The sequence below is a fragment of the Achromobacter sp. ACM02 genome (assembly GCF_014851605.1).
GTDB lineage: Bacteria > Pseudomonadota > Gammaproteobacteria > Burkholderiales > Burkholderiaceae_B > Achromobacter > Achromobacter aegrifaciens.
The window spans coordinates 559,048-583,855 of record NZ_JACUZY010000005.1 but is presented as its reverse complement, the minus strand read 5'-3'; the positions used below and the strand labels follow the sequence as shown (position 1 = coordinate 583,855).

Genomic DNA, 24,808 nt, shown 5'->3' with positions numbered 1-24,808 from the left:
GCCAGCGCTCCATTCCGCATCCGCGCGGCCCGACCTCAGGGCTGCGCGGGAGCCGCCGCAGGCGCGACGGGATTGTCCGCGCGCGCTTGCGCCCCCGCGGCAGGCAGTCCTTCCCATCCGCCGCCCAGCGCCACGATCAGATTGACGCTGGCCGCGAAGCGATTACCCAGCAGGCTCAGCGCATTGCGTTCGCTGTTGAGCGCGGTGGCGTCCACCACCGCCACGCTCAGGTAATCGACCAGACCCGCCTTGTACTGGTTCTGCGTCAGGCGCAGCGATTCACGCGCCGCTTCGAGCGCGCGGCGCTGCACCACCTGTTCGTTCTCCATGACGCGCAACTGGATCAGGTAGTCCTCGACCTCGCGCAATCCGGTCAGCGCCGTCTGACGGTAGGCGGCCGCTTGCGCGTCATAGGACGCGCGCGCCTGTTCCACCTGCGCCTCGCGCGCGCCGCCATCGAATATCGTCAGCGCCAGCGCCGGTCCCAGCGACCAGAAACGCGCCGGCGCCGTCAACAGTTCCGCGAACTGGCCGTTGCGAAAACCGCCATCGGCCGACAGCGTCAGGCTGGGGAACCACGCGGCCTGCGCCACGCCGATCTGCGCATTGGCGGCGGCGGCGCGGCGTTCGGCCGCCGCCACGTCAGGACGGCGTTCCAGCAGCTCGGAAGGCAGGCCCACCGGGATCTGCGGCAGTTGCAGCGCGAACACCGTGGGCGGCAGGCTGAATTGCGACGGCGCCTGGCCCATCAGTACGGCGATGGCGTGTTCGAGCTGGCCGCGCTGCCAATCCAGGTCGATGGATTGCGCGCGCGTGCTTTCCACCTGCGTGCGCGCCACGGCCACGTCGGCCTGCCCCGCCACGCCCACGGCGTAGCGGTTCTGCGTCAGCTGCAGGGATTTTTCATAGGCCGCCACGGTGGCGTCCAGCAGGCGTTTCTGTTCATCCAGCACGCGCAATTGCAGATAGGCCTGCACCAGCGCGGCCTGCGCGCTCAGGCGCGTGGCGCCCAGGTCGGCCAGGCTGGCCGCGGCGCTGGCCTCCGAGGATTCCACGCTGCGCCGCACGCGGCCCCACAGGTCCACTTCCCAGCTGACGCTGCCGGTCAGTGAATACTGGTTCGAAACATTGCTGCCGGACGAAGTCGAAGAACCATTCTGCCCGCCGCCGCTGCCCGAGCGCGTCATGCCCGCGCCCGCGCCCACCGTGGGGAAGAAGCCGGCGCGCGCGCCGCGCACCAGGCCCAGCGCCTGCCGGTAGTTGGCCTCGGCCTGGGCCACGGTCTGGTTGGACGCGTTCAGGCGCTCCACCAGGCCGTTCAAGGTCGCATCGTCGTAGACCTGCCACCATGCGCCGCGCTCGGCCTGGTCCAGCGGCCGGGCGGGCTTCCAGCCTTCGACCTGGTCCTGCCCTTCCTTGTAGGCCGTGCCCACGTCCAGCGCCGGGCGCTGGTAATCGGGGCCGACCGCGCAAGCGCCCAGCAGCGCGCACAGCGCGGCCGCGGCGATGCTGCGGGGAAAGAACAGGTTGGGAACAGACTTGGCGTTGCGCATCATGTGGGTTCTATGGAAGCGGAGGACCCGTTCCTGGAAGCGCGCTTGCGCGCGGCCCAGAGACGGAAGCGGTCCAGGTAAAGATAGACCACGGGCGTGGTGTACAGCGTGAGGATCTGGCTCAGGACCAGGCCGCCGACGATGGTAATGCCCAGCGGCTGGCGCATTTCCACCCCGGCGCCAGTGGCGAGCACCAGCGGCAGCGCGCCGAAGATGGCGGCCATGGTTGTCATCATGATGGGGCGAAAGCGCGTCAGGCACGCCTGGAAAATGGCCTCGCGCGGATTCATCCCCTGGGTGCGCTCGGCGTCCAGGGCGAAGTCCACCATCATGATGGCGTTCTTCTTGACGATGCCGATCAGCAGGAACACCCCGATCAGCGCAATCAGCGTGAAGTCATAGCGCACCAGCAGCAGTGCCAGCAGCGCGCCCAAACCGGCCGACGGCAGGGTCGACAGGATGGTCAGGGGATGCACGAAGCTTTCATACAGGATGCCCAGCACGATGTACATGGTGACCAGCGCCGCCAGGATCAGCCAGGGCTGCTGCGCCAGCGTCTGCTGCAGGGCCGCGGCGGTGCCCTGGAAGCCGGCCTGGATCTGGTCTGACGGCAGCCCGATGCGCGCCACCGCCGCATCGATGGCGCTGGTGGCCTGGCCCAGCGACACGCCGGGCGCCAGGCTGAACGAGATGGTATCGGCCACGAACAGCCCCTGATGCTGCACGCTGAGCGGCGCGTTGGCGTTTTCCAGGCGGGTGAAGGCCGACAGCGGCACCCGCGCGCCGGCCGTGGTGATGACTTCGACCTGCCTGAGCGATTCGATGTCCTGCGCGAACTTCGGGTCCACGCCCAGCACCACGTGGTACTGGTTCAAGGGCCCGTACATCACCGACACCTGGCGCTGGCTGAAGGAGTTGTTCAGCACCGTGGAAATGGTGGACATGCTGACGCCCAGGCGGGTCGCGGCCTCGCGGTCGATCACCAGGTTGATCTGGCGGCCCTTGTCCTCGACGTCGGTGTCCACATCGGTGATTTCGGGAATCTGCGCCATGGCCTGCTGCACCTTGGGCATCCAGGTGCGCAGCAATTGCAGGTCGCCGGCCATCAACGTGTAGTCGTAAGAGCCCTGGCTCTGGCGCCCGCCGATGCGTATGTCCTGCTGCGACACCAGGAACATGCGCGCGCCGGGCATGTTCTGCAGCTTGCCGCGCAGCCGGTTGATGACCACGTCCGCCGAGACCTTGCGCTCTTCCAGGGGCTTTAACTGGATCTGCATGAAGCTGCTGTTGCTGCCGCCGCGTCCGCCCGCGTAACCCGTCATGCTCTGCACCGCCGGATCCGCCAGCACCACCTTGCGCAGCGCTTCCAGCTTGGGCAGCGTGGCCTGGAACGAGGTGCCCTGGTCGACCCGGAAAAAGCCCAGCAGCTGGCCCGTGTCCTGCTGTGGGAAGAAACCCTTGGGCACCACGGTGTACAGATAGACGTTCAGGCCCACGGCCACCGCCAGGATCAGCATCATCAGGCGGCTGTGCGTCAGCGCCCAGCGCAGGCTGCGGCGGTAGCCGTCCAGCATGGCGTCGAAGCCACGCTCCGACCAGCGCGCGAGCCGGCCAGGCGGCTTCTCTTCCGGGGCTTCCTGACGCAACAGGCGCGCGCACATCATCGGCGTCAAGGTCAGCGACACCACCAGCGACACCATGATGGCGGCCGACAGCGTCACCGCGAACTCGCGGAACAGCCGCCCGACCACGCCGCCCATCAGCAGGATGGGGATGAACACCGCCACCAGCGACAGGCTCATCGACAGCACCGTGAAGCCCACTTCGCGCGAACCGCGCAGCGCCGCACGCATGGGCGACATGCCTCGTTCCACGTGGCGCATGATGTTCTCCAGCACCACGATGGCGTCATCCACCACGAAGCCGGTCGCCACGATCAGCGCCATCAGCGAAATGGTGTTCAGCGTGAAGCCGCTGAGGTACATGATGCAGAAGGTGCCGATCAGCGACACCGGCACCGCCACGCTGGGAATGATGGCCGCGCGCCAGCGCCGCAGGAACAGCAGCACCACCAGCACCACCAGGCCCACCGCGATGATCAGGGTCAGCTCGGCCTCGTGCAGCGAGGCGCGGATGCTGGGCGTGCGGTCCTGCGCCACCGTCATGTGCGCGTCCGCCGGCATCAGGGCCTGCAGGATGGGCAACTGGGCGCGCACCGCGTCCACGGTTTCGATGATGTTGGCGTCGGCCTGGCGCCGCACGATCATCAGGATGGCCTTGCGTTCATTGAAGAAGCCGGTCTGGTACAGGTCTTCGACCGAGTCTTCCACGCGGGCCACGTCGGACACGCGCACCGGCGCGCCGTCCTTCCAGGCGACGATCAGCGGCCGGTATTGCTCGGCGCGGCTGAGCTGGTCGCTGGCCATGATCTGCCAGTGGTAGCGGTCATTCTCCAGCACGCCCTTGGGACGGTTGGCGTTGGCATTGGCCAGCGTGGTGCGCAGCTGGTCCAGCGACACGCCGCGGTTGGCCAGCGCGCCCGGCAGCACGGTGACTCGCACCGCCGGCAGCGAACTGCCGCCCACCGTCACCTCGCCCACGCCGTCCACCTGCGACAGCTTCTGCGCCACGATGGTCGAGGCGATGTCGTAGAGCTGGCCCTGGCTGAGCGTGTCGGACGTCAACGCCAGGGTCATGATGGGCGCGTCGGACGGATTGGACTTATGGTACGTGGGATTGCTGCGCAAGCCGGTCGGCAAGAGCGAGCGCGCCGCGTTGATGGCGGCCTGCACGTCGCGGGCCGCGCCATTGATGTCGCGCGACAGATCGAATTGCAGCGTGATGCGGGTCGAGCCCTGCGAGCTGCTGGAAGTCATCTCGGTCACGCCGGCGATGCTGCCCAGCGAGCGCTCCAGCGGCGTGGCCACGCTGGACGCCATGGTCTCCGGGCTGGCGCCCGGCAGGCTGGCCGACACCGAAATGGTAGGGATATCCACCTGCGGCAGCGGCGCCACCGGCAAGAGGAAGAATGACAGCAAGCCCGCCAGCACGACCGCCAGGCTCAGCAGCGTGGTCGCCACCGGCCGGACGATGAAGGGTGCCGACAGGATCATGACGCATCCCCCGCCGGCGCCTGATCCACGCCGCGCCAGCGGCGCGACATGCGGTCGAACATCAGATAGATGACCGGCGTGGTGAACAGCGTCAGCACCTGCGACAGCAGCAGCCCGCCCACCATCACCAGGCCCAGCGGCTGGCGCAGCTCCGCGCCCGTGCCGGTCGACAGCATCAGCGGCAGCGCGCCGAACAGCGCGGCCAGCGTGGTCATCAGGATGGGCCGAAAGCGCAGCAGCGCCGCTTCATGGATGGCCGCGCGCGGACTCAGCCCGCGCTTGCGCTCCGCGTCCAGCGCGAAGTCGATCATCATGATGGCGTTCTTCTTGACGATGCCGATCAGCAGGATGATGCCGATGATGCCTATCATGTCCAGCTCGGTGCCGCTGATCAGGAGCGCCAGCAGCGCCCCCACGCCGGCCGAAGGCAAGGTCGACAGGATGGTGATGGGGTGGATATAGCTTTCGTACAGCACGCCCAGCACGATGTACATCGTCACGATGGCGGCCAGGATCAGCCACAGGGTGCTGGACAGCGAATTCTGGAACGCCAGCGCCGCGCCCTGGAAGCGCGTCTCGACGCCGGTGGGCAGGCCGATATCGGCCTCGGCCGCAATGATGTCCTCCACCGCGCCCGACAAGGAAGCGCCCGGCGCCAGGTTGAAGGACACCGTCACCATGGGGAACTGGTCCAGCCGGTTGACGGCCAGCACCGTCTTGCCCTCGCTGATGTGCGCCACCGATGACAGCGGCACCTGCGCGCCGGTCGAGGTCGGCACGTGGATCTGGCCCAGCGAGGCCGGCGTCACCTGGAACTGCGGTTCGACCTCCAGCACCACGCGGTACTGGTTGGATTGCGTGAAGATGGTGGAAATCAGCCGCTGGCCGAAGGCGTTGTAGAGCGCCTCGTCGATCACCGCCGCCGTGATGCCCAGCCGCGACGCGGCGTCGCGGTCGATCTCGACCCAGGTCTGCAGGCCGTCGTCCTGCAGGTCGTCGGTCACGTCCTTCAGGCCGGGCACCTGCCGCAGGCGGTTCACCAGCTTGGGCGTCCATTCGCTCAACACCTTCAGGTCGGGATTGGACAGCGTCATCTGGTACTGCGTGCGGCTCACGCGGTCCTCGATGGTCAGGTCCTGCACCGGCTGCATGTAGACGGTCAGGCCATCCTGCTTGGCCAGCGCCTGCTCCAGGCGTCCCATCACCGTGCGCAGGTCGCCGTTGCGCTCGGCTTGCGGCTTGAGCGCGATCTGCATGCGTCCGGCGCTGAGCGTGGCGTTGCTGCCGTCCACGCCGATGAAGGACGATACGGCCTGCACGTCGGGATCTTCCAGCACCAGGCGCGCGGCCTCGCGCTGACGCTCCGCCATGGCGGGGAAGGAAATCGATTGCGGCGCCTGGGTGATGGCCTGGATCAGCCCGGTGTCCTGCTGCGGGAAGAAGCCCTTGGGGATCACCAGGTACAGCAGCACGGTCAGCGCGAAGGTTGCCAGCGCCACCAGCAGCGTCAGCGGCTGATGCCGCAGCACGACCTGCAGCCAGCGGTCGTAGCCGGCGATCACGCGGTCGATGAAGGCGCCCGTAACCTGATGGAAGCGGCCGTGCTTCTGCTCGGATTCGGCGCGCAAGAGGCGCGCGCACATCATGGGCGTCAGCGTCAGCGACACCACCAGCGATATCAGGATGGAAACGGCCAGCGTGATGGCGAACTCGCGGAACAGCCGCCCCACCACTTCGGTCATGAAGAGCAGCGGGATCAGCACGGCGATCAGCGAAAAGGTCAGCGAGATCAGCGTGAAGCCGATCTGCGAGGCGCCCTTGAGCGCGGCTTGCAGCGGCGTCTCGCCTTCCTCGATGTGGCGGGCGATGTTCTCGATCATGACGATGGCGTCGTCCACCACGAAGCCGGTGGCTATGGTCAGCGCCATCAAGGTCAGGTTGTTGATGGAGAAGCCGGCCAGGTACATGATGCCGAAGGTACCCACCAGAGACAGCGGCACCACCACGCTGGGGATCAGCGTCGCCGTCAGGCTGCGCAGGAACACGAAGGTCACCATGACCACCAGGGCCACGGCCAGCATCATCTCGAACTGCACGTCGGCCACCGAATCGCGGATGGTCTGGGTGCGGTCGGACACCACGCTCACGTCCAGGGTCGCGGGCAAGGCGGCGCGCAGCTGGGGCAGCAGCGCCTGGATCCGGTTGACCACGTCGATCACGTTGGCGCCCGGCTGGCGCTGGATGTTCAGGAGGATGGCGGGCTTGTCGCCGGCCCAGGCCGCCTGGCGCGTGTCCTCGGCGCCTTCGACGGCGCGCGCCACGTCGGACAGGCGCAGCGGCGCATTGTTCTTGTACGCGATGATCAGGTCGTTGTAGTCGGTGGGCGTCTTGAGCTGATCGTTGGCGTTGATGGTGGTGGACCGCTGCGGTCCGTCCAGATTGCCCTTCGGCTGGTTGACGTTGGCGCCAACGATGGCCGTGCGCAGGTCCGACAGCGACAGGCCGTTGGCCGCCAGCGCCTGCGGATTGACCTGTACCCGCACCGCCGGACGCTGGCCGCCCGCCACGCTGACCAGGCCCACGCCGGGAATCTGCGACAGCTTCTGCGCCACCCGGGTATCCACCAGGTCGCGCACCTGCGGCAAGGGCATGGTGGGGGACGTGATCGCCAGCGTCAGCACCGCCGCATCCGCCGGGTTCACCTTGTTGTAGGTCGGCGGCACCGGCAGGTCGCTGGGCAGCAGGTTCGAAGCGGCGTTGATCGCCGCCTGCACCTGCTGTTCAGCCACGTCCAGCGGCAGGGTCAGGTTGAACTGCAGCGTGATGACCGAGGCGCCGCCCGAACTGGTGGACGACATCTGATTCAGGCCCGGCATCTGGCCGAACTGCCGCTCCAGTGGCGACGTCACCAGCGAAGTCATCACATCGGGACTGGCGCCGGGGTACAGCGTCACCACCTGGATCGTCGGATAGTCCACTTCCGGCAGGGCCGAAACGGGCAGCAGCCGGTAGGCGATGAAACCGGCGATCAGGATCGCCACCATCGACAGCGTGGTGGCTACCGGACGCAGGATGAACAGGCGCGACGGGCTCACGATGTTTCCCGGCTTACTTCGACGGCGGCGTGGTGCCGGCCGGCGCGCCCGCGCCCAGGGTCTTGTCGCGAGCGGCGGGGATCACGTCCGAGCCCCCAGCCACTTCCACCTTGGCGCCGGCGCGCAGGCGGTCGGTGCCTTCGACCACCACCCGGTCGCCCGGCTGCAAGCCTTCGTTGACGGCCACCATGCCGTTGTTGACCGCGCCCAGCTTCAGCTGGCGCACCTGCACCGTGTTGTCCTGCTGCACCAGGAACACGAAGGCGCCGGCCGAACCCTGCTGGATGGCGGCGGTCGGGATCGCGGTCACGTCCTTGCGCGTGAGCACGTGCAGGCGCACGTTGACGAACTGGTTGGGAAAGAGCGCGTCGTCGGCGTTTTCAAAACGCGCCTTCAGCTTCAGGGTGCCGGTGGTGACGTCGATCTGGTTGTCCATCGTTTCCAGCTGGCCCGTGGCGATGCGCCGGGTGTCGGCGCGGTCATAGGCATCCACCGCCAGCGTCTTGCCGGCGGCGATCTCGGCGCGCACTTCGGGCAGCTGGGTCTCGGGCAGCGTGAACACCACGGAAATCGGCTGGGTCTGGGTGATCACCACCAGTCCGTTGGTGTCCGAGCTGGACACCAGATTGCCGCGGTCCACCTGGCGCAAGCCCAAACGGCCGCTGATGGGCGCGGTGATACGCGCGTATTCCAGTTGCAGGCGGGCGTTGTCCACGTTGGCCTGGTCGCTCTTGACGGTGCCTTCGTACTGCCGCACCAGGGCGGCCTGCGTGTCGACCTGCTGCTTGGCGATCGAGTCCTGCTTGTACAGCGCCTGATAACGCTGCAGGTCGCGCCGGGCGTTCTCCAGCTGGGCCAGGTTCTGCATCTGCGTGCCGCGCGCCTGGTCCAGGGCCACCTGGAACGCCCGCGGGTCCACCTGCGCCAACAGGTCGCCGGCCTTCACTTGCTGGCCCTCCTGGAAGGCCACTTCCACCAGTTCGCCGCTGACCCGGCTGCGCACGGTAACGGTGTTGTAGGCGGTGACCGTGCCCAGCGACTTCAGGAAGATATCGATGTCCTGCTTGGCGGCCGTGGCGATGCGCACCGGCACCGCGGGGGTCATCATGGCGCCCGCTGGCGGCCGGCCGCCGGGACGCCCCCCCGGGGCGCCCGCCCCGCCCGGCTTGGCCGCGGGCCGCAGCACCAGCCAGGCTATGCCCGCCACAACGAGCAATACCAGCGCCAGCCCAAGCAGGCGGCGGCGGGTCCAACGGGTGGGCGGAGATACGGGACGGCTATCAGGCATGGAACAGTTCCGGCACGGGCGGAGGAAAGCCGTATTGTGTACCAGACCGTCCCGGTTTCCAGCGCCGCGATCCCTGGTTGAAACTGGGAGCAACAGGAATCTGGGCGGAAGGCAAAGTGGGCCGCCTGGCCCCGCAGGCTTGGTCCGCCTTGCCCCATTCAAGCGCTGCTTGGTGGGTTACGCGCGTCGGACAACGGGCGGAGTTGCGCGAGGATGCTCGCGCTCCACCCATCCTATGAGGTGCAGAGCGTCATCTGGAAGGGGACGTCGCGGGCGACCTGCTGGGGCTTGAATTCGCCGTCCTGGGTGGAAAAACGTATCCAGATCATGTACTTATTGGCACTGATCTCGGGAAACACGCCCTGGGCGGGGTCCAGCCAGACCCGCAGCAGCTGGAACTGCTTGCCGCCCAGCATCTGCTGGTAGGCGCCCTGCTCGCCCACGATGTCCGACTTGCGGCCCGATTCGCGCAGCAGGCGCAGGGCCAGGGTCAGGCCGTCATACAAAGGAATGAAGGGTGCCACCCAGGCCTGCAGGTCGGCGCAGCGGGCGGCCTCGGATTTGTTCTGCCAGGCGAAATACGAGGGCATGTCGACCTGCGTGGCGCTGCCCGGCACCGACAGGCGTCCGCGCAGGCTGGTCAGCCATTCGTTTTCGCGCAGGGACTGGCCGGTCTTGCCAGGCGCGGCCAGCGCCGTGGTCACCTTTTCCATTTCGCGCAGCATGGCTTCAAGCGCATCCTGTGCAACGCCGGGATGATCGCGCAGCCCGACCAGCGCCATGCGCTGGCGTTCCAGGTCTTGCAGGACCGCGCCTTTTACATCGGTGCGTTCGCAGGCGTCGAGCAGGTCGAACAGGGAGGTGACGGCGACCTGATGCAGGCGCGAGTCCCCCTCGCGGGCAAAGAAGAACAGCCTGTCGAACAGGTATTCCAGCCGCAGATAAGCGCGGATGCGCTCATTGAAGGGGTATTCGTAAACGATCACGCTTCTTTACAGGCCCATCTGTGTTTGGCCGGCTGGGCCAATGTTATTCAGGGGTGCCGGCCTAGCGCGGAGCTTGCCGGCCCGTCGTGCTCGCCAGCGCCAGCCAGCGGTCATGCAGGATCTTCGCCTGCGCGCGCAGTTGTTCCGGCGTAGTGCCTGCGTCATTGACGATGACGTCGTCGGCGACTTCCAGACGGCTTGCCCGCGCAGCCTGTGCCGCCATGATACGCCGTATGGCAGGCTCCGTCAGCCCGCTGCGTTGGCGCACCCGCGCCACCTGCGTCTCCGGGTCGCAATCCACCACGCAGATGCGGTCCAGGCGCGAGCGCCAACGCGGCAACGATTCAACCAGCAGCGGCACCACGAAGACCAGATACGCACCGGTCGCAGCCGCGGCCTGGCGCTCGGTCTCCTGCCCGATGGCGGGATGCAGCACGGCCTCCAGCCGCAAGCGCACCTGCGGATCCGAGAACGCCTGATCCCGCATCCACGCGCGATCCAGCGCCCCGTCCGGCGTCAATGCCCGCGGGCCGAACTCGCGTTCTATCGCAGGCATGGCCGCACCGCCCGCGGCGGTCAGCTCACGCGCGATCTCGTCGGTATCGACCAGCGTCGCCCCCCACTCTGCAAGCATGTCCGCCACCCGGGTCTTGCCCGATCCGATGCCGCCCGTCAGACCTATCTTCAACATACCGCCCATCCCATGGAGGACATGAACCGCCCTATTGCAAAAACCGTCCCAAGCCGTGCTCGCCGCCCACCAGCAGCGTCACGACGCCCGCCAGCGCAAGATAGGGACCAAAGGGCAATGGCTGCCCGCGGCTGGCGCGGCCGCTCAAGGTCAGCGCGCCGCCGATCAGCACGCCCAGCAACGATGCGCTCAGCAGCAGCGTCGGCAGGGCTTCCACGCCAAACCATGCGCCCAGCGCGGCGAGCAGTTTGAAATCACCATAGCCCATGCCCTCGCGCCCCGTCAGCAGGCGGAACACATGAAAGATAACCCACAGGAAGACGTAGCCCGCCACCGCCCCCACCACCGCCATCTGCAGGCTGGCATAGGCATCGAACAGATTGACCAGCAGCCCGGCCCAGAGCAGCGGCTGGGTCAATGCGTCGGGCAGCAGTGTGGACTCGAAGTCGATCCAGGCCAGCGCCACCAGCATGGCCGACAAGCCCATGGCGGACAGCGCCAGCGGCGTGGCGCCGAACCGCCAGGCGCATGCAGCGAACAGCGCGCAGGTCAGCAGTTCGATGGCCGGGTAGCGCCACCCGATGGCCACGCCGCAAGCGCCGCAGCGACCCCGCAACAGCAGCCAACCCAGCAGCGGCAGCCGCCGCCAGCCCGCCACGGGGGTGTCGCAGGCGGGGCAGTGCGAGGCCGGCGACCACAGGCCATAGCGCCCCGCCGCGAGCGGCTTGCCCGAGGCTTCCTGGCAGTGCGCCTGCCATTCCTGCTCCATCATGCGCGGCAGCCGGTGGGTCAGCACCGTCAGCCAGTTGCCGACGAACAAACCCGCCAGCGCCGCCAGGCCGATGAACAGGCCCAGAGGCAGATCGAAGACATGCCGCATCGCCGTCATCCACACGCGCGGCACTGGGCCGCAACGGCGCCACGCCAGGAGCTGGCGATAGTGCGCGGGGCAGGCTGGCGGCGGCCGTGTCGTAAATAGTGCATAAAGTGTTGAGGATGCCCAAGTGCGGCTAAGGGGAACGTATCGAATCTTCGCATAAGTGCGTAAAATCGGAGACAGACTCACCACACGGATAAGCTGCCATGACCGCGCGCGTAGAAATCGGTACCCGCTCCCGCAAACTCAGCGTCATGGGGCTGCTGCTCGCAGGCACCGCATTGGGCGCAGCTGGCTGTGCCCAACAGAAAACCGAAGGCTACTACGACCCTCCCGCCGAAAGCACCGTGACCGACGCCCAGTACCAGGGGTCGGGCGCGGGATATCGCAGCGTCATCCGTGCGCCGTCGCAAGTGCAGATCGCGCTCAAGCCGGATGCCCCCCGCAAGAACCAGAATCAGGCCGCCCAGGCCGCCGCCGGCGGTCAGACCACGGAAGACGGCCAGGCAGTCCCGGCAGACACCGAACACACCACCTCGGCATCCGCCGCAAGCGCGCCGGCCGCCGCCAGCCCGGCAAATCCCAGCGCGCCCAATCCGGCCGTGCAGAGCCTGGTGCCGCAGCCGCAGACCTACATGGGCACCCTGCCGTGCTTCTCGCCCGCCATGCAGTGCACCGCACAGCGCGTGACGCTTACGCTGGCGCCCAATGGCCGTTGGCGCGGCCGCGTGGCCTACCTGGAAAACGATCCCAAGAAAGGCCCGCCGGTTACCGAGCAAGGCTGCTGGGATGCCACCGACGAGCGCCCGCCGCGCGTCATCCTGATGGACAGCAAGGGCAATGGCCGCGCGGAATTCGTAGTGGCTGCCAACAACGTGCTGCGCGTGCGCTCCATTGACGGCCAGACGCCCAACCTGAACTACAACCTGACCCGCCAGCCTGATCTGGACCCGATCGACGAATTGGCCAAGGCGGCCGCGCCCCAGTGTCCTTGAGGCCCTCCGGCGGCTATTGAGTACGCCGCCTGCGCAGCCTTCCTACCCGGGCCCGACGAACATCACGTTCGCCGGGCCCGGTGCTTTTGGACTACCCGGCCTGGCTGTCTGGGTCGGCGCCAAGATCGGAGCGGCGTGCAGCGGGACTTGCCAGGCATGGGCTGTACGCTGGCGTCGGCGGCTCATGCAGCACATAGCTCGGACTGACGCTGCCGGGCGGGGGCATGGAAACCAGCGCATGCCGGTGGTCCGGCCCAGCCGCCCCAGGCACGGGCGAGGCGCCGGAACGGCCGTGCTCGCACAGCCGGCACGCCAGTTGCATGGCGTTGCGCACTTGCAGCTTGGTGAAGATGCGGGAGCGGTGGGCCTCGACCGTGCGCAGCGAAATGCCCAGGTCTATGGCGATGACTTTATTGGGGCGGCCGGCGGCCACATAGGTGACGATTTGCCGTTCGCGGGGAGTGAGGGAAGAAAGAACGGCTTCCAGATCGGGACGGGGAGCTTGCATGGGGCGGCTCGCTTGCAATGTAGGATTGCACCGAGTCTGACCCGCCTCCCGCCACCACGTAAGCTGGTAGTTCTTTCAGGGGTGGACATGGACGCCACCCCCGCGGCCTTGCCGTCTCAGGCCGTGTAGGTCAGTTCCAGATTGTCGATCAGGCGGGTCGTGCCCAGCTTGGCGGCCGCCAGCGCCACCAATGGTTCGCCGGCCTGCAGGTCGGCGGCTTCGGGACGCTTGAGGTCGCGTTGGCGGCGCAGAGCCACGTAGTCCACCTGCCAGCCGCGCCGGGTCAGGGTCTCGACGGCTTCGCGCTCCAGGGCGGCGGCATCGCGTTCGCCCTGGGCCAGGCGCTCGTTGGCGTGCCGCAACGCGGCATACAACGCAGGCGCCTCGGCGCGGTCGGCGTCGCTGAGGTAACGGTTGCGCGAGGACAAGGCCAGGCCATCTTCGGCGCGCACGGTCTCGTGCGCCAACACTTCGACGGGCAATTGGAATTGGCGACACATGTTGCGCACCACCATCAGCTGCTGGTAGTCCTTCTTGCCGAACACCGCCACGCGCGGCTGCACGCAGGAGAACAGCTTCAGCACCACGGTGCTGACGCCTTCGAAGAAGCCGGGGCGGAACTCGCCTTCCAGGATATCACCCAGGTCGTCCGGGGGCTGCACACGGAAGTTCTGCGGCTCCGGATACATCTCGCGCTCGTTCGGCGCGAACAGCACGTAGACGTCGCGCTCGCGCTCGAGCTTCTCGATGTCGGCGGCGAGCGTGCGGGGATACTGGTCGAAGTCTTCGTTGGGACCGAACTGCAGGCGGTTCACGAAGATGCTGGCCACCACCGGATCGCCATGCTGGCGCGCCAGCTTCATCAGGGACAGGTGGCCTTCGTGCAGATTGCCCATCGTGGGCACGAAGGACACGCGATTCTGGCCGCGCAGGTGATCGCGCAATTCCTGGATGGTGTGTACGACTTTCAAGGAGTTTCTCCGGGGTTGGGGGCAGCCCGGTGAGGATCAGGCCGCGACCGCCGACACGCTGGTGTAGGCCAGGCGCACGTAGATGGGAGCATAGGGCTCGGCCTGCGTAATTTCCAGCAGGGACTCGCGCGCCAGCTCCAGCATGGCGATGAAATGCACGACGACCACCGCCGCGGGCGCGCCTTCGCGGACGCGCTCCATGAACAGGTCGCCGAATTCCATGAAGCGCACGTCGTTCAGGCGCCGCAGGATATGCGTCATGTGATCGCGCACGGACAACTGTTCGCGCGTGATGTGGTGATGCTGGTTCAGCTTGGCCCGCTTCATGATGTCGGCCCACGCCGCGCGCAAGTCGTCCACGCTGACCTCGGGCAGCATGCGCTCGACGCTCAGGTCGGCCACCGCCTGGCTGCTGACGAAGTCGCGGCCCAGCTGCGGCATCGCGTCCAGCTTCTGGGCGGCCAGCTTCATCTGCTCGTATTCGAGCAGGCGGCGCACGAGTTCGGCGCGTGGATCTTCCGGCTCTTCGCCGGTGTCGGTCTTCTTGACCGGCAGCAGCATGCGCGACTTGATCTCGATGAGCATCGCCGCCATCAGCAGGTACTCTGCGGCCAGCTCCAGGTTGTGGATGCGGATCTGCTCCACATACGACAGATACTGCCGCGTGACATCCGCCATGGGGATGTCCAGCACATTGAAGTTCTGCTTGCGGATCAGGTAGAGCAGCAGGTCGAGCGGCCCTTCAAACGCTTCCAGAAACACTTCCAGCGCATCCGGCGGGATGTACAGGTCCGTGGGCATCTGGAACAGCGGCTCGCCATACAGGCGCGCGAACGCCACGCTGTCGATCGTGTCAGGGGTGCTGTCGACGGGCGGTTCCACTAGCGCGGCCAGGGCGTCGCCCGGGACGGAAGCGTTTTGGGCCATGATTGCCGCAATGGGCTCAGTCGGCCTGGTAGACGTACGGCTTTTGCGGCACGCGGGCCGCGCGGAAGCCTTCCAGCAGCTCCGAGTCCTGCGGTTTGTCCCAAAGGCGGGCGCGGCCCTCGCGCTGGCGCTCTTCGGTGCCAGGATGCGATTTCTTGTAGTCCTTCAGGAAAAGGGTGATCTCGGATTCGTAGTTGGTCGCCATGGCACCAATTTCAATGGGTTTCGGATGTAGGGAGTTTACTTCACGGCGGCCCACCCCCCGGCGTTACAATCTCGCGGCACCCATCGCCCCCGCCCGCCATGTCCGCAGAAACCGCAGCAGCAGCCCGCCCCGCTCCTCTTTCCAGTGAGCAAGCCGCGCGCGCGGCGCGCATGATTCCCTTCATCGTGGGCTGTGCGCTGTTCATGCAGATGCTGGACGCCACCGTGGTGGCCACTGCCCTGCCAGCCATGGCCCACGCCCTGGGTTCGACCCCGGTACGGCTGAACGTGGCCATTACTTCCTACCTACTGTCGGTGGCGGTATTCGTGCCCGTCAGCGGCTGGGCGGCCGACCGCTACGGCGCGCGGCGGGTGTTCGTGGCGGCGATCGGCCTATTCACGCTCAGCTCGGTGGCCTGTGCGCTGTCCCAGGATCTGCCGCAACTGGTCCTGGCCCGCATCGTCCAGGGGATGGCGGGCGCAATGATGGTGCCGGTGGGGCGCATCATCCTGCTGCGCACCGTGCCCAAGCAGGACTTGCTGAAGGCCATGTCCTTCCTTTCCATTCCGGCCCTGCTGGGCCCCGTGATCGGACCGCCGTTGGGCGGCTTCATGGTCACCTACATGTCCTGGCACTGGATCTTCCTGATCAATATCCCTATCGGTATCCTGGGAATTTTCCTGGTGCTGCGCTACGTCGCGGAAATCCGCGAGGAAGCCGCCCCGCGCCTGGACTGGCCGGGCTTCCTGCTCAGCGCGATCTGCCTGGCGACCCTGGTCAGCGGTTTCGAGGCCATCGGCCGCGATGTCATGCCGCCGTCCGTGCTGCTGGGGCTGATCGCGGTCGGCACGATCTGCGGCCTGCTCTATGGCTGGCATGCCAAGCGCACCGAACACCCCATCATCGACCTGTCGCTGATGCGGATCCCCACCTTCGCCATCTCCACGCTGGGCGGCAACCTGTGCCGTTTCGCCGTGGGCGCCACGCCCTTCCTGCTGGCCATGCTGCTGCAGGTGGGTTTTGGCCTCACGCCGTTCGCGGCCGGCCTGATCACCTTCGCCAGCGCCGCGGGCGCGCTACTGATGAAGTTCGTGGCCACCCCCATCGTCAAGCACTTCGGCTTTCGCCGGGTCCTGACCGTGAACGCCGTGCTGGCGGGCGCGTTCATCGTGGTCTGCGGCGCCTTCACGCCCACCACGCCGGTGTGGCTGATGATCGCGATCCTGCTGGTCGGCGGCTTTTTCCGTTCGCTGCAGTTCACCGGGGTAAATACGCTAACCTATGCCGACATCCCCCCGTCCAAGATGAGCCGCGCCAGCAGTTTCGCCGCGATGGCGCAGCAGCTGGGCATCAGCCTGGGCGTGGGCGTGGCCGCGGTGACGCTGAACGTCAGCATGTCCCTGCGCGGCGCGGAAACGCTGGCGATCCGCGATGTCGTCGCGGGCTTCATCGTCGTCGGCGTGCTGTGCATGGCTTCGACCTTCTCCTTTAGACGCCTCGACCCTCTGGCCGGGGCACACCTGAACGGCGCCAAACAAAGTGACGACGAATGAATTTGTCCTAGCCCTGGACCAGGGCACGACCAGCTCCCGCGCAATCGTGTTCGACCGTGAGGGCGTGGTGCGCGGCGTGGGCCAGCGCGAATTCCGCCAGCACTATCCGCGGCCGGGCTGGGTCGAGCACGACGCCAGCGAGATCTGGCATAGCCAGCTGGATGTGGCGCGCGAAGCCCTGCGCAATGCCGGCGCGACCGCCGCCGACATCGCCGCCATCGGCATCACCAATCAGCGCGAAACCACCCTGATCTGGGAACGCGCCACCGGCCGCCCGCTGGCGCGCGCCATCGTCTGGCAGGACCGCCGCACGGCGCCCATGTGCGACCAGCTGCGCCAGGACGGCCACGCCGATTTCCTGCAATCGCGCACCGGCCTGGTGCTGGACGCCTATTTTTCCGGCACCAAGCTCGCCTGGCTGCTGGATCACGTGCCGGGCGCACGCCAGATGGCCGATCGCGGCGAACTGGCCTTTGGCACGGTGGACACCTGGCTGATCTGGCAACTGACGGGCGGCGCGGTGCACAGCACCGACCCGAGCAATGCCTCGCGCACCATGCTGTTCGACCTGCACACGCAGGACTGGAACGACGAGATCCTGGCGCTGCTGAAGATCCCGCGCAGCGTGCTGCCCACCATCGCGCCCAGCAGCGCGGTGGTGGGTGAAGCCCTGCCCGAATGGTTGGGCGGTTCGATCCCGATTGCCGGCAACGCCGGCGACCAGCAGGCGGCCACCTTCGGTCAGGCCTGCTTCACGCCGGGCATGGCAAAGAACACCTACGGCACCGGCTGCTTCATGCTGATGAACGTGGGCGAAAAGCCTGTGCAGTCCCACAACAACCTGCTGTCCACGGTAGGCTGGGGCCTGCCGCAGGCCGGCAACAGCGGCTGGCGCCCGACCTACATGCTGGAAGGCGGCGTGTTCGTGGCCGGCGCGGCGGTGCAATGGCTGCGCGACGGCCTGGGCATCATCCAGCGTTCGGAAGAAATCGAATCCCTGGCCGCCAGCGTGGCCGACACCGACGACGTATTCATGGTCCCGGCCTTCGCCGGCCTGGGCGCGCCGCACTGGGATCCGTATGCGCGCGGCACGCTGGTGGGCCTGACCCGCGGCACCACCCGCGCCCACATCGCCCGCGCCACGCTGGAATCCATCGCTCTGCAAAGCGCCGAACTGCTGACCTGCATGAACGGCGACAGCGGCATCGCGCTGACCGAGCTGCGCGTGGACGGCGGCGCCGCCCGCAACGACCTGCTGATGCAGATGCAGGCGGATTTGCTGGGCGTCCCGGTGGTCCGCCCGCGCGTATCGGAATCGACGGCGCTGGGGGCCGCGGGGTTAGCGGGGCTGGCGGTAGGGTTCTGGTCGGAGCTGGAGGAGTTTGCCTCGAAGTGGCAGGCTGAGCGGACGTTCGAACCGACTTGGCCGGAGTCCGTGCGGGCTGCGCGGATGAAGCGGTGGCGGCAGGCTGTGGAGTTGTCCAAGGGGTGGTCGGATAGTGCTGGGAAGTAGGCGGGCTTTGTCGCTTCTGGCGATGTTGCTTCGTGGTATTGAGCTCGGCCGAGGCTGCGTTTGCATGGTTTCGAGGCGCCGTTCCAGTGCTTCGTAGGCCGCCCATCGGCGCGGGCGCCTGAGTGGCGGGCGCCCACGATTGCGGTCCGGAGCCTTCGCTCCGGACTGCCCCGTCGTCATCTTCGTCCAGGCCTTCGGCCTTCCCTTCAGATTCCCTCGGGCGCATCGAGGTTGCCCGCCACTCAGGCGCCCGCGCCGATGGGCTACTTGAATCTTGGACTGATGCGCTGCTAGAGCTGTGGTCAGGGACGATTCTTGGGCTGCCCGTCATTCTCGGCCGCGCGGGCGGCCGAGAATGACATACGTGATTTCTTGAATTTCGATTGTGTTCGCTTGCGCGAATGCGGCGAGTGGTTTGCTAATGGTCGCCAGCTCATGGGGGATGGGCGGTGATGGATGGCGCGCGGTGGCGAACTGCTTGCGCATGCTGACCGTCACGCGCGCCACCCATCCGGCACCCGCGTTAGGTCGACGACGGCCCGCGCGCAGCGTCATCATGCGACGCAAGACACCGAGTAAGCCCCAAAAGGCCGCCCGCGACGACGGACGACCTACGAAGCGCTTATGCGCTACAGCACACTCGAAATCGCATCCCGCGCCTGATGAGACAACTCCAGCCGCGTAGGCAAACTCCCGTCCGGATGCCGCGCCGCCAACGGCGGCAGGAACACCACTTCGACGGCCAGTCCGGTCACCCCCAGCACCCGCCAGAGATTCGCAACCAAGGACTCTTCCCCCACGAACGCCGCGTAACCGCTGCGCTTGCCATGCTGCAGGAAGCGCAAGGCCACGGGCTGGATCTCGACGGCGGCCGAACGCGCCGGTTCGAACAGGCTGGCGTGGAAGGGCAATAACTCGAAACCCTCGCTCGTCGTGCCTTCGGGGAACAGCCCCACCGCGTCGCCCTGCTTGAAGCGGGCTTGCATGGATTCACCCATGGCGTGCACCGCGTGGCGCTGGCCGCGTTCGATGAAGAGCGTACCGGCGCCGGCCACCAGCCAGCCGATGATCGGCCAACTGCGGATTTCGCTTTTGGCGACGAAGGACGTGGCGCGCGCCGAGTTCAGCACGAAGATGTCGATCCAGGACACGTGGTTGGCCACCAGCAGCACCGGACCGGTCAGGCGCGGCTCGCCCTTGAGGACGACCCGCAGGCCACAGAAAGCCATCAGGCAGCGCGACCAGCGGCGGTTCAGCCAGGCACGTGATTTGGGGCCGATCAGGGGATATACCAGGCCTACACACAAGAGGCCGAAGAGAATCCAGGGCACCACGAGGAACAGCCTAAGGACAAAGCGCAGCAGCTTCAAACCGGAGTCTCCCAGGCCAGGCTGCCACCTACCACGGTGGCGCGTACGCGGCCGGGCAGCATCATACCCGCGAACGGGGTATGGCCGCTGCGGCTTTGCAGCGCGCCGGGCATCACCAGCCATTCGGCTTCCAGATCGGCCAGGCACAGGTCCGCTGACGCTCCCACGCCCAGATGGCCGGCGGATGCGGCCAGCGGAGAAACGCTGGCCAGCACCGCGGCGGGGCCGCAAGTGACCCGCGCCAGTGCTTCGGGCAGAGGTCGGCGGTGGTCGCGCGCCCACTTCAGGGCCAGGGACAGCAGCAGCTCCAGTCCGGTAGCGCCGGGCTCGGCCAACGGAAACGGCACGGCTTTGGCGGCGTCGTCGATCGGATTGTGATCGGAGCACAGCGCATCGACAGTGCCGTCGGCCAACGCGGCCTGGATCGCGTCGCGATCGCGCTGGCCGCGCAGCGGCGGGTTCAGGCGGAAGTCCGTGTTGAAGAAGCCGATGTCCACGTCAGTCAGGTGCAGACTGTGGACGGACACGTCGGCCGTGACCGGCAAGCCCTCGCGCCGGGCGGCGCGCAGCAGTTCCAGGCCAGCGGCCGAGGACAGCCGCGTCAGGTGCACGCGCGCGCCGGTGGCGCGCTGCAGTTCAAAAATGGTGTGCAGGGCCACGGTTTCCGCCTGCGGCGGCAGCCCTTCGAGGCCCAGGCGCTCGGCGTAGGCGCCGCTTGCGGCGACAGCCCCGCGCGCGAGCCACGGATCCTGTGGTCGCAGCCACAGCGCCAGGCCCATGCCGCTGGCGTAGCGCATCGCGCCCCAGAGCACGCGCGTATCGGCGATGCCTTGTTCGCCGTGCGTGTAGGCGAGGCAGCCCGCCTGCGCCAGCAGGCCCATCTCGGCCAGCGTTTCGCCGGCCAGTCCCACCGTCATCGCGCCCAAGGGATGGACGCGGCATTGCCCGGCCTCGGCGTGGCGCATCAAGGCCTCGGCCTTGCCGGGTTCATCCAGCGGCGCGCCAGGGTCCGGTGGCAGCACCAGCCGGGTGACGCCACCGGCAAGCGCCGCGCGCAGTTCGGCAGCGGCGAAGGCCGCCGCGCCCGGTTGCGTGACGCGCGCGGACAGATCGATCAGGCCCGGCAACACCACCAGCCCGCTGGCGTCCAGCGAGCGATCCGCTTGAAAACCGTCGGGCGCGCGGCCCACGGCGACGACGTGGCCGTCGGCGATGTAGAGGTCGTGCTGTCCGTCCACCGCGTTGGCGGGATCGATCAGCCGACCATTGGCGATATGCAGCCTCACGACGCGTCTCCGGTCAGCAATTCCAAGGCGGCCAGACGCAGATGCTGCTCGATATCCTCCAGCCGCGCCTCGATGGGCGCCAGGCTGGCCGACACATCGCCGTCGACCTCGATGCCGGGCGTCAACACGCCCGCCGGCAGCAGCAGGGCATCGGAGCGGGCCGCGGCCAGGGCATCCGGCGTCAGGCCGTAGGCCTGCGCGTATTCGCGTGCGGAAGGGAGTTGCGCGCCGCTGATGCCTTCCACTTGCAAGGGCAGCGCGATGATGACGTCTGCATCCTGCAAGCCCTCGCGCAGCGAGGCGCAGGCGCGCACGCCGAGCTGCGGCAGTCCGTCGGGCAACAGGGTGCGCGGCGCGGCGGCGCGGACTTCGGGCACGCCCAGCGTGGTCATGGCATGGATGACGGAACGCGCCACGCGCGAGTGGCGGATGTCGCCCACCAGCGTCACGGCCAGGTTGGTCAGGTCCTGCCGCGCGTCGAGCATGGCTTGCACCAGCGCCAGCGCGGGCAAGGGATCGGCGTGGCAGCCGTCGCCTGCGTTGAGGATGCGCAGGCCCGGCGCCGCGTGCGCGGCCGCGCAATGCGCCGCGCCGCTGGCGCCATGGCGCAGCACCAGCAGGCCCGGGGCTAGGCGCGAGACGGTTGCGGCCAGCGCGTCGCCGGCCTGCGGATCCAGCATGACCGCAGACAGCGACACGCGCTGCGCGGCGGCGGCAAAGGCATCGCGGTCTTGCGTGGACTCATCGGGCAGGCACAGGAATACCGGCATCGCGGACGACGGGCCGGCTGGCGCCTCTCCCGTTGTATCGCCGCGCGCCGCCCACGCGCGCGCCGCGTCCAGCAGCCGTTCGACGTGCCTGCGGGGCAGCCCTTCGGTGGTCAACAGATGTATCAGTTCGCCGCGGCGATCGAGTTGCGGATTGAGCATAGGCAGTCCGGACCGCGTGCATCAAGCCGCAGGCAGGGTGTCCAGGTATCGTTGCAGGATAACAGCCGCCGCCATCGCGTCGTCCGCCGCATGGGTGCCCAGCAGGCGCTGCGCCTCCATGCTGGAACCGCGTTCGTCGACCAGTTCGACGGCGAGGCCGAAGCGGCCGTGCAATTGATTGGCAAAGCGGCGGCAGCGCGCGGTGGCGGGTTGCTCGCCGCCGTCGGCGTCCAGGGCCAGACCCACCACGACACGGTGGGGCTGCCACTCCTGCAAGAGCGCCGCGATGCGGCCGAAGCGCGCCTCGCGGACTTCGCTGAAGATGATTTCCAGCGGACGCGCCTGGCGCGTCAGCGTATTGCCGATGGCGATGCCGATCTTCTTCTCGCCGAAATCGAAGGCAAGCAGGGTCTCTTCAGGCATGTCCGGCATCGCCCGCCAGCATCACCGGATCGATGCCCAGCAGCTTCAGCGCGGCCGGATAGCGTTCCTCGGGGGGCACGTCGAAAATGATGTCGTCGTCAGCGCCCACGCTGAGCCAGGCGTTCTGCGCCATCTCGCTCTCGAGCTGGCCCGCGCCCCAACCGGCATAACCCAGCGTGACCAGCATGCGGGCCGGCCCCTTGCCGTCGGCCACGGCCTGCAGCACGTCGCGCGAGGTGGTCAGCGCCATGTCGCCCAGCTTGATGCTGGAGCTGTAGTCGCCGGCCGGCGCGTGCAGCACGAAACCGCGGTCGGTCTGCACCGGACCGCCAAAGAAGACCAGGGTGTCCTTCACGGGACCGATCTCGAGCGTCAGGTCGATGCGCTCGAACAAGGTGCCCAGCGTCAGGTCGGTGGGCCGGTTGATGACCAGGCCCAGCGCGCCACGTTCGGTGTGTTCGCAGACATAGATGACCGAACCCGCCAGGCTGCCTTCCACCATGCCGGGCATGGCGATCAGGAACTGGTTGGCAAAATTGGCTGCCTGCGTCGCGGCGTCTTCGTGATGTTTTTCCGTCATGGCAACCCCTACATGGGTAATCTGAAAGAACCGTGGGGAGGCCGCGCGTATCCAGCAAGCATCATGCCTGGCGGCAGTCGGGTCCACGGTTGCGAGGGATGGGGCCTAGCCCCATCTTACGAGCCTTGGCGGAATATGTCGGCGCTATGGCCTCAGATTTCCATCAATTCGAAGTCCTCTTTGCGGGCGCCGCATTCAGGACAGACCCAGTTCGGGGGCACGTCTTCCCAGCGGGTGCCGGGCGCAATGCCTTCGTCGGGCAGGCCGGCCTCTTCGTCATAGACCCAGCCGCAAATCAAACACATCCAAGTACGCATAGTTCTCTCTTACATCAATCCAGGCCCTTGCCCGGCATCAGGGCAAAGGTGAGGGGCTTCCATTAGAATGGGGACAATCTTACCGAAACCCAATAGGGGTTCCCCTGATTCACCGCAAATGAGTCCGGGCGCCCCCCCACTCTAACGCTGTCCAAGTGGCCCCCGTTACTCCCCCTCTCGTTTTGGTCTTCGGTCCGCTCGATCCCTCGGGTTCCGACGGCTTGCCGGCAGATGCCGTCACTTGTGCCGGCCTGGGTTGCCATGGCCTCGCGGCCGTGACCGCGCTGACCGTGCGGGATACCGCCGGCATCGAAGAAATCCATCCCGTTACACCCGACCTGCTGGACGATCAGGCGCGCTGCCTGCTCGAAGACATGTCCGTGCAGGCCATCAAGGTGGGCGGACTATACACCGCGGAAACCGCCAGCGTCGCAGCGCAGATCGCCGCCGATTACAGCCAGGTGCCGCTGGTCCTGCATCTGGGCCAGCGCGCCCAGCCGCCGGCCGACGCCGCTGACGAGGACGATGCCGACGACCTGCTGGCCGCCACCCTGGAGCTGGTGCTGCCGCAGACGGACCTGCTGATCATCGAGCACCTGCGCCTGGCGCAGTGGCACGCCGACGGCGACATTGATATCGGGGACGCACCGACACCCATGCACGCCCTGCTGGCGGCGGGCGCGGAATGGGTCCTGGTTCTGGGCAGCCCGCAGCGGCCCGGCCACTACGCCAACATGCTGCTAGGCCCCAACGGTCAGACCGCCACCCTGCCCTGGCAGGCGCCCCCGGACCGCAACGGCGACGCCGGCGGCGTGGCCGCCACTGCCATCGCGGCCATGCTGGCTCGCGGCCTGGAAATGCCGGAAGCCGTGCGCCAGGGGCTGGCGCACGCCGACGCGGCACTCGCCGCCAGCTTCCTGCCGGGCATGGGCCGACGCATTCCCAACCGGATTCCCTCCCAATGAAAGCGCTGCGCTTCCCCACTGGCCTGTATGGCGTCACCCCCGAATGGGACGACACCGATCGCCTGCTGCTGGCGGTGCGCCAGGCCGCCGCGGGCGGCATGCGCTCGCTGCAGCTGCGCCGCAAGAACGTGCCTGACGCCGTGCGCGCCGCCCAGGCCCGCGCACTGGCGCCGCTGTGCCGCGAGCTGAGCGTAGTCTTCCTGATCAACGACGACTGGCGCCTGGCGCTGGAAGTGGGCGCCGACGGCGCGCACGTCGGCCGCGAGGACGAAAGCCTGGCGCGCATCCGCGCCGAGGCCGGTCCCGACCTGATCCTGGGCGGCTCCAGCTACGACGACCTGGGCCGCGCGCAGGAACTGCTGGCCGCGGGCGCCGATTACATCGCCTTCGGCGCCATGTATGCCTCCACCGTCAAGCCCGACACCGTGCGCGCGCCGCTGTCTGTGCTGACCGAAGCCCGCCGCCTGACGGACACCTGCGACGCCCCCCGGCCCGCGGTCGTCGCCATCGGCGGCATCACGCCCGACAACGCGCCGTTGGTGGCCCAAGCGGGCGCCGACGCCATCGCCGTCATCACCGCGCTATTCGAAGCGCCCAGCATCCGCGCCGCCGCGGCCGCATGCTCCGCGCCCTATTCCGCAAACCCCAACCGCAAGCCTTGAA

Annotated in this window: 23 protein-coding genes; 5 read left to right on the top strand and 18 right to left on the bottom strand. The window is 67.7% G+C overall.

Features of this window, described 5'->3' with window-relative positions; translation table 11 throughout:
* Window positions 1-35: 35 nt before the first annotated feature.
* The 7 genes from IB258_RS18690 to IB258_RS18660 form a co-directional block, all read right to left on the bottom strand.
* Entirely contained in the window at window positions 36-1,556 is a 1,521-nt protein-coding gene (locus IB258_RS18690) for an efflux transporter outer membrane subunit (RefSeq protein WP_175180457.1), read from the bottom strand.
* A complete protein-coding gene (locus IB258_RS18685; protein WP_054459275.1) occupies window positions 1,553-4,666 on the bottom strand; it encodes a multidrug efflux RND transporter permease subunit in 3,114 nt (1,037 codons plus the stop codon). The genes IB258_RS18690 and IB258_RS18685 overlap by 4 nt, the downstream gene beginning before the upstream one ends.
* Entirely contained in the window at window positions 4,663-7,761 is a 3,099-nt protein-coding gene (locus IB258_RS18680; protein WP_119451854.1) for an MdtB/MuxB family multidrug efflux RND transporter permease subunit, read from the bottom strand. The genes IB258_RS18685 and IB258_RS18680 overlap by 4 nt, the downstream gene beginning before the upstream one ends.
* A 13-nt stretch (window positions 7,762-7,774) precedes the next feature.
* Window positions 7,775-9,049: an MdtA/MuxA family multidrug efflux RND transporter periplasmic adaptor subunit gene (locus IB258_RS18675; RefSeq protein WP_192353000.1), complete on the bottom strand. Its 1,275-nt coding sequence runs from the start codon at window positions 9,047-9,049 to the stop codon at window positions 7,775-7,777.
* Window positions 9,050-9,282: 233 nt separating this feature from the next.
* On the bottom strand, window positions 9,283-10,035 hold the full coding sequence (zapD, locus tag IB258_RS18670) for a cell division protein ZapD (RefSeq protein WP_054459281.1): 753 nt from the start codon (window positions 10,033-10,035) through the stop codon (window positions 9,283-9,285).
* Window positions 10,036-10,096: 61 nt separating this feature from the next.
* The gene (gene coaE, locus IB258_RS18665; protein WP_119451856.1) at window positions 10,097-10,726 is read right to left on the bottom strand and encodes a dephospho-CoA kinase; all 630 of its coding nucleotides are present in this window, start codon (window positions 10,724-10,726) and stop codon (window positions 10,097-10,099) included.
* A 31-nt stretch (window positions 10,727-10,757) separates the two neighbouring features.
* Window positions 10,758-11,606: an A24 family peptidase gene (locus IB258_RS18660; protein ID WP_192352999.1), complete on the bottom strand. Its 849-nt coding sequence runs from the start codon at window positions 11,604-11,606 to the stop codon at window positions 10,758-10,760.
* Window positions 11,607-11,809: 203 nt separating this feature from the next.
* Between IB258_RS18660 and IB258_RS18655 the strand changes: the two genes are divergently transcribed.
* Window positions 11,810-12,598, top strand: a complete 789-nt coding sequence (locus IB258_RS18655) for a copper resistance protein NlpE N-terminal domain-containing protein (RefSeq protein ID WP_119451858.1) — start codon at window positions 11,810-11,812, stop codon at window positions 12,596-12,598.
* Between the two features lie 91 nt (window positions 12,599-12,689).
* Here the strand turns inward: IB258_RS18655 and IB258_RS30510 are convergent, their stop codons facing one another.
* From IB258_RS30510 to IB258_RS18635, 4 genes are all read right to left on the bottom strand, one after another.
* Window positions 12,690-13,106: a response regulator transcription factor gene (locus IB258_RS30510; RefSeq protein WP_192352998.1), complete on the bottom strand. Its 417-nt coding sequence runs from the start codon at window positions 13,104-13,106 to the stop codon at window positions 12,690-12,692.
* Window positions 13,107-13,222: 116 nt separating this feature from the next.
* A complete protein-coding gene (panC, locus tag IB258_RS18645; protein WP_192352997.1) occupies window positions 13,223-14,077 on the bottom strand; it encodes a pantoate--beta-alanine ligase in 855 nt (284 codons plus the stop codon).
* A 36-nt stretch (window positions 14,078-14,113) separates the two neighbouring features.
* A complete protein-coding gene (locus tag IB258_RS18640) occupies window positions 14,114-15,004 on the bottom strand; it encodes a ScpA family protein (protein WP_054459290.1) in 891 nt (296 codons plus the stop codon).
* A 16-nt stretch (window positions 15,005-15,020) separates the two neighbouring features.
* Window positions 15,021-15,209, bottom strand: a complete 189-nt coding sequence (locus IB258_RS18635) for a DUF3460 family protein (RefSeq protein ID WP_042796240.1) — start codon at window positions 15,207-15,209, stop codon at window positions 15,021-15,023.
* A gap of 98 nt (window positions 15,210-15,307) precedes the next feature.
* Here IB258_RS18635 and IB258_RS18630 point away from each other — a divergent pair, with 98 nt between their 5' ends.
* Both IB258_RS18630 and glpK read left to right on the top strand, forming a co-directional pair.
* Window positions 15,308-16,762: a DHA2 family efflux MFS transporter permease subunit gene (locus IB258_RS18630; protein WP_192352996.1), complete on the top strand. Its 1,455-nt coding sequence runs from the start codon at window positions 15,308-15,310 to the stop codon at window positions 16,760-16,762.
* Window positions 16,749-18,275, top strand: a complete 1,527-nt coding sequence (gene glpK / locus IB258_RS18625) for a glycerol kinase GlpK (protein WP_054459293.1) — start codon at window positions 16,749-16,751, stop codon at window positions 18,273-18,275. Before IB258_RS18630 ends, glpK begins: the two co-directional genes overlap by 14 nt.
* A gap of 327 nt (window positions 18,276-18,602) precedes the next feature.
* On the opposite strand, the gene IB258_RS18620 is transcribed toward glpK, so the two are convergent.
* The 7 genes from IB258_RS18620 to IB258_RS18590 all read right to left on the bottom strand — a co-directional run bounded on the left by IB258_RS18620 (window position 18,603) and on the right by IB258_RS18590 (window position 23,180).
* Window positions 18,603-18,833, bottom strand: a complete 231-nt coding sequence (locus IB258_RS18620; RefSeq protein ID WP_125472753.1) for a hypothetical protein — start codon at window positions 18,831-18,833, stop codon at window positions 18,603-18,605.
* 71 nt (window positions 18,834-18,904) lie between these two features.
* Window positions 18,905-19,645 (bottom strand): 1-acyl-sn-glycerol-3-phosphate acyltransferase, encoded by a 741-nt coding sequence (locus IB258_RS18615; RefSeq protein WP_054459385.1) that lies wholly within the window; start codon window positions 19,643-19,645, stop codon window positions 18,905-18,907.
* A complete protein-coding gene (locus IB258_RS18610) occupies window positions 19,642-20,931 on the bottom strand; it encodes a dihydroorotase (protein ID WP_192352995.1) in 1,290 nt (429 codons plus the stop codon). Before IB258_RS18610 ends, IB258_RS18615 begins: the two co-directional genes overlap by 4 nt.
* The gene (locus IB258_RS18605; RefSeq protein WP_054459388.1) at window positions 20,928-21,860 is read right to left on the bottom strand and encodes an aspartate carbamoyltransferase; all 933 of its coding nucleotides are present in this window, start codon (window positions 21,858-21,860) and stop codon (window positions 20,928-20,930) included. The genes IB258_RS18610 and IB258_RS18605 overlap by 4 nt, the downstream gene beginning before the upstream one ends.
* A 21-nt stretch (window positions 21,861-21,881) precedes the next feature.
* Window positions 21,882-22,283 carry a Holliday junction resolvase RuvX gene (gene ruvX, locus IB258_RS18600; RefSeq protein ID WP_054459420.1) on the bottom strand — a complete coding sequence of 134 codons (402 nt, stop codon included), beginning with the start codon at window positions 22,281-22,283 and terminating at the stop codon, window positions 21,882-21,884.
* The gene (locus IB258_RS18595; RefSeq protein ID WP_054459390.1) at window positions 22,276-22,863 is read right to left on the bottom strand and encodes a YqgE/AlgH family protein; all 588 of its coding nucleotides are present in this window, start codon (window positions 22,861-22,863) and stop codon (window positions 22,276-22,278) included. Before IB258_RS18595 ends, ruvX begins: the two co-directional genes overlap by 8 nt.
* Before the next feature lie 152 nt (window positions 22,864-23,015).
* Window positions 23,016-23,180: a rubredoxin gene (locus IB258_RS18590; protein ID WP_003814980.1), complete on the bottom strand. Its 165-nt coding sequence runs from the start codon at window positions 23,178-23,180 to the stop codon at window positions 23,016-23,018.
* A 155-nt stretch (window positions 23,181-23,335) separates the two neighbouring features.
* On the opposite strand from IB258_RS18590, the gene IB258_RS18585 reads away from it, so the two are divergent.
* Entirely contained in the window at window positions 23,336-24,145 is an 810-nt protein-coding gene (locus IB258_RS18585; protein WP_192352994.1) for a bifunctional hydroxymethylpyrimidine kinase/phosphomethylpyrimidine kinase, read from the top strand.
* Window positions 24,142-24,807: a thiamine phosphate synthase gene (thiE, locus tag IB258_RS18580; protein WP_192352993.1), complete on the top strand. Its 666-nt coding sequence runs from the start codon at window positions 24,142-24,144 to the stop codon at window positions 24,805-24,807. Before IB258_RS18585 ends, thiE begins: the two co-directional genes overlap by 4 nt.
* The last annotated feature ends 1 nt before the right edge of the window (window position 24,808 follow it).

Bases quoted from the DNA above. Each gene is read 5' to 3' on its own strand.
- IB258_RS18690 (WP_175180457.1), bottom strand. From the start codon at position 1,556: ATGATGCGCAACGCCAAGTCTGTTCCCAACCTGTTCTTTCCCCGCAGC.
- IB258_RS18685 (WP_054459275.1), bottom strand. From the start codon at position 4,666: ATGATCCTGTCGGCACCCTTCATCGTCCGGCCGGTGGCGACCACGCTG.
- IB258_RS18675 (WP_192353000.1), bottom strand. From the start codon at position 9,049: ATGCCTGATAGCCGTCCCGTATCTCCGCCCACCCGTTGGACCCGCCGC.
- coaE (WP_119451856.1), bottom strand. From the start codon at position 10,726: ATGTTGAAGATAGGTCTGACGGGCGGCATCGGATCGGGCAAGACCCGG.
- IB258_RS18660 (WP_192352999.1), bottom strand. From the start codon at position 11,606: ATGCGGCATGTCTTCGATCTGCCTCTGGGCCTGTTCATCGGCCTGGCG.
- IB258_RS18655 (WP_119451858.1), top strand. From the start codon at position 11,810: ATGACCGCGCGCGTAGAAATCGGTACCCGCTCCCGCAAACTCAGCGTC.
- IB258_RS30510 (WP_192352998.1), bottom strand. From the start codon at position 13,106: ATGCAAGCTCCCCGTCCCGATCTGGAAGCCGTTCTTTCTTCCCTCACT.
- IB258_RS18640 (WP_054459290.1), bottom strand. From the start codon at position 15,004: ATGGCCCAAAACGCTTCCGTCCCGGGCGACGCCCTGGCCGCGCTAGTG.
- IB258_RS18635 (WP_042796240.1), bottom strand. From the start codon at position 15,209: ATGGCGACCAACTACGAATCCGAGATCACCCTTTTCCTGAAGGACTAC.
- IB258_RS18630 (WP_192352996.1), top strand. From the start codon at position 15,308: ATGTCCGCAGAAACCGCAGCAGCAGCCCGCCCCGCTCCTCTTTCCAGT.
- IB258_RS18620 (WP_125472753.1), bottom strand. From the start codon at position 18,833: ATGATGACGCTGCGCGCGGGCCGTCGTCGACCTAACGCGGGTGCCGGA.
- IB258_RS18605 (WP_054459388.1), bottom strand. From the start codon at position 21,860: ATGCTCAATCCGCAACTCGATCGCCGCGGCGAACTGATACATCTGTTG.
- ruvX (WP_054459420.1), bottom strand. From the start codon at position 22,283: ATGCCTGAAGAGACCCTGCTTGCCTTCGATTTCGGCGAGAAGAAGATC.
- IB258_RS18595 (WP_054459390.1), bottom strand. From the start codon at position 22,863: ATGACGGAAAAACATCACGAAGACGCCGCGACGCAGGCAGCCAATTTT.
- IB258_RS18590 (WP_003814980.1), bottom strand. From the start codon at position 23,180: ATGCGTACTTGGATGTGTTTGATTTGCGGCTGGGTCTATGACGAAGAG.
- thiE (WP_192352993.1), top strand. From the start codon at position 24,142: ATGAAAGCGCTGCGCTTCCCCACTGGCCTGTATGGCGTCACCCCCGAA.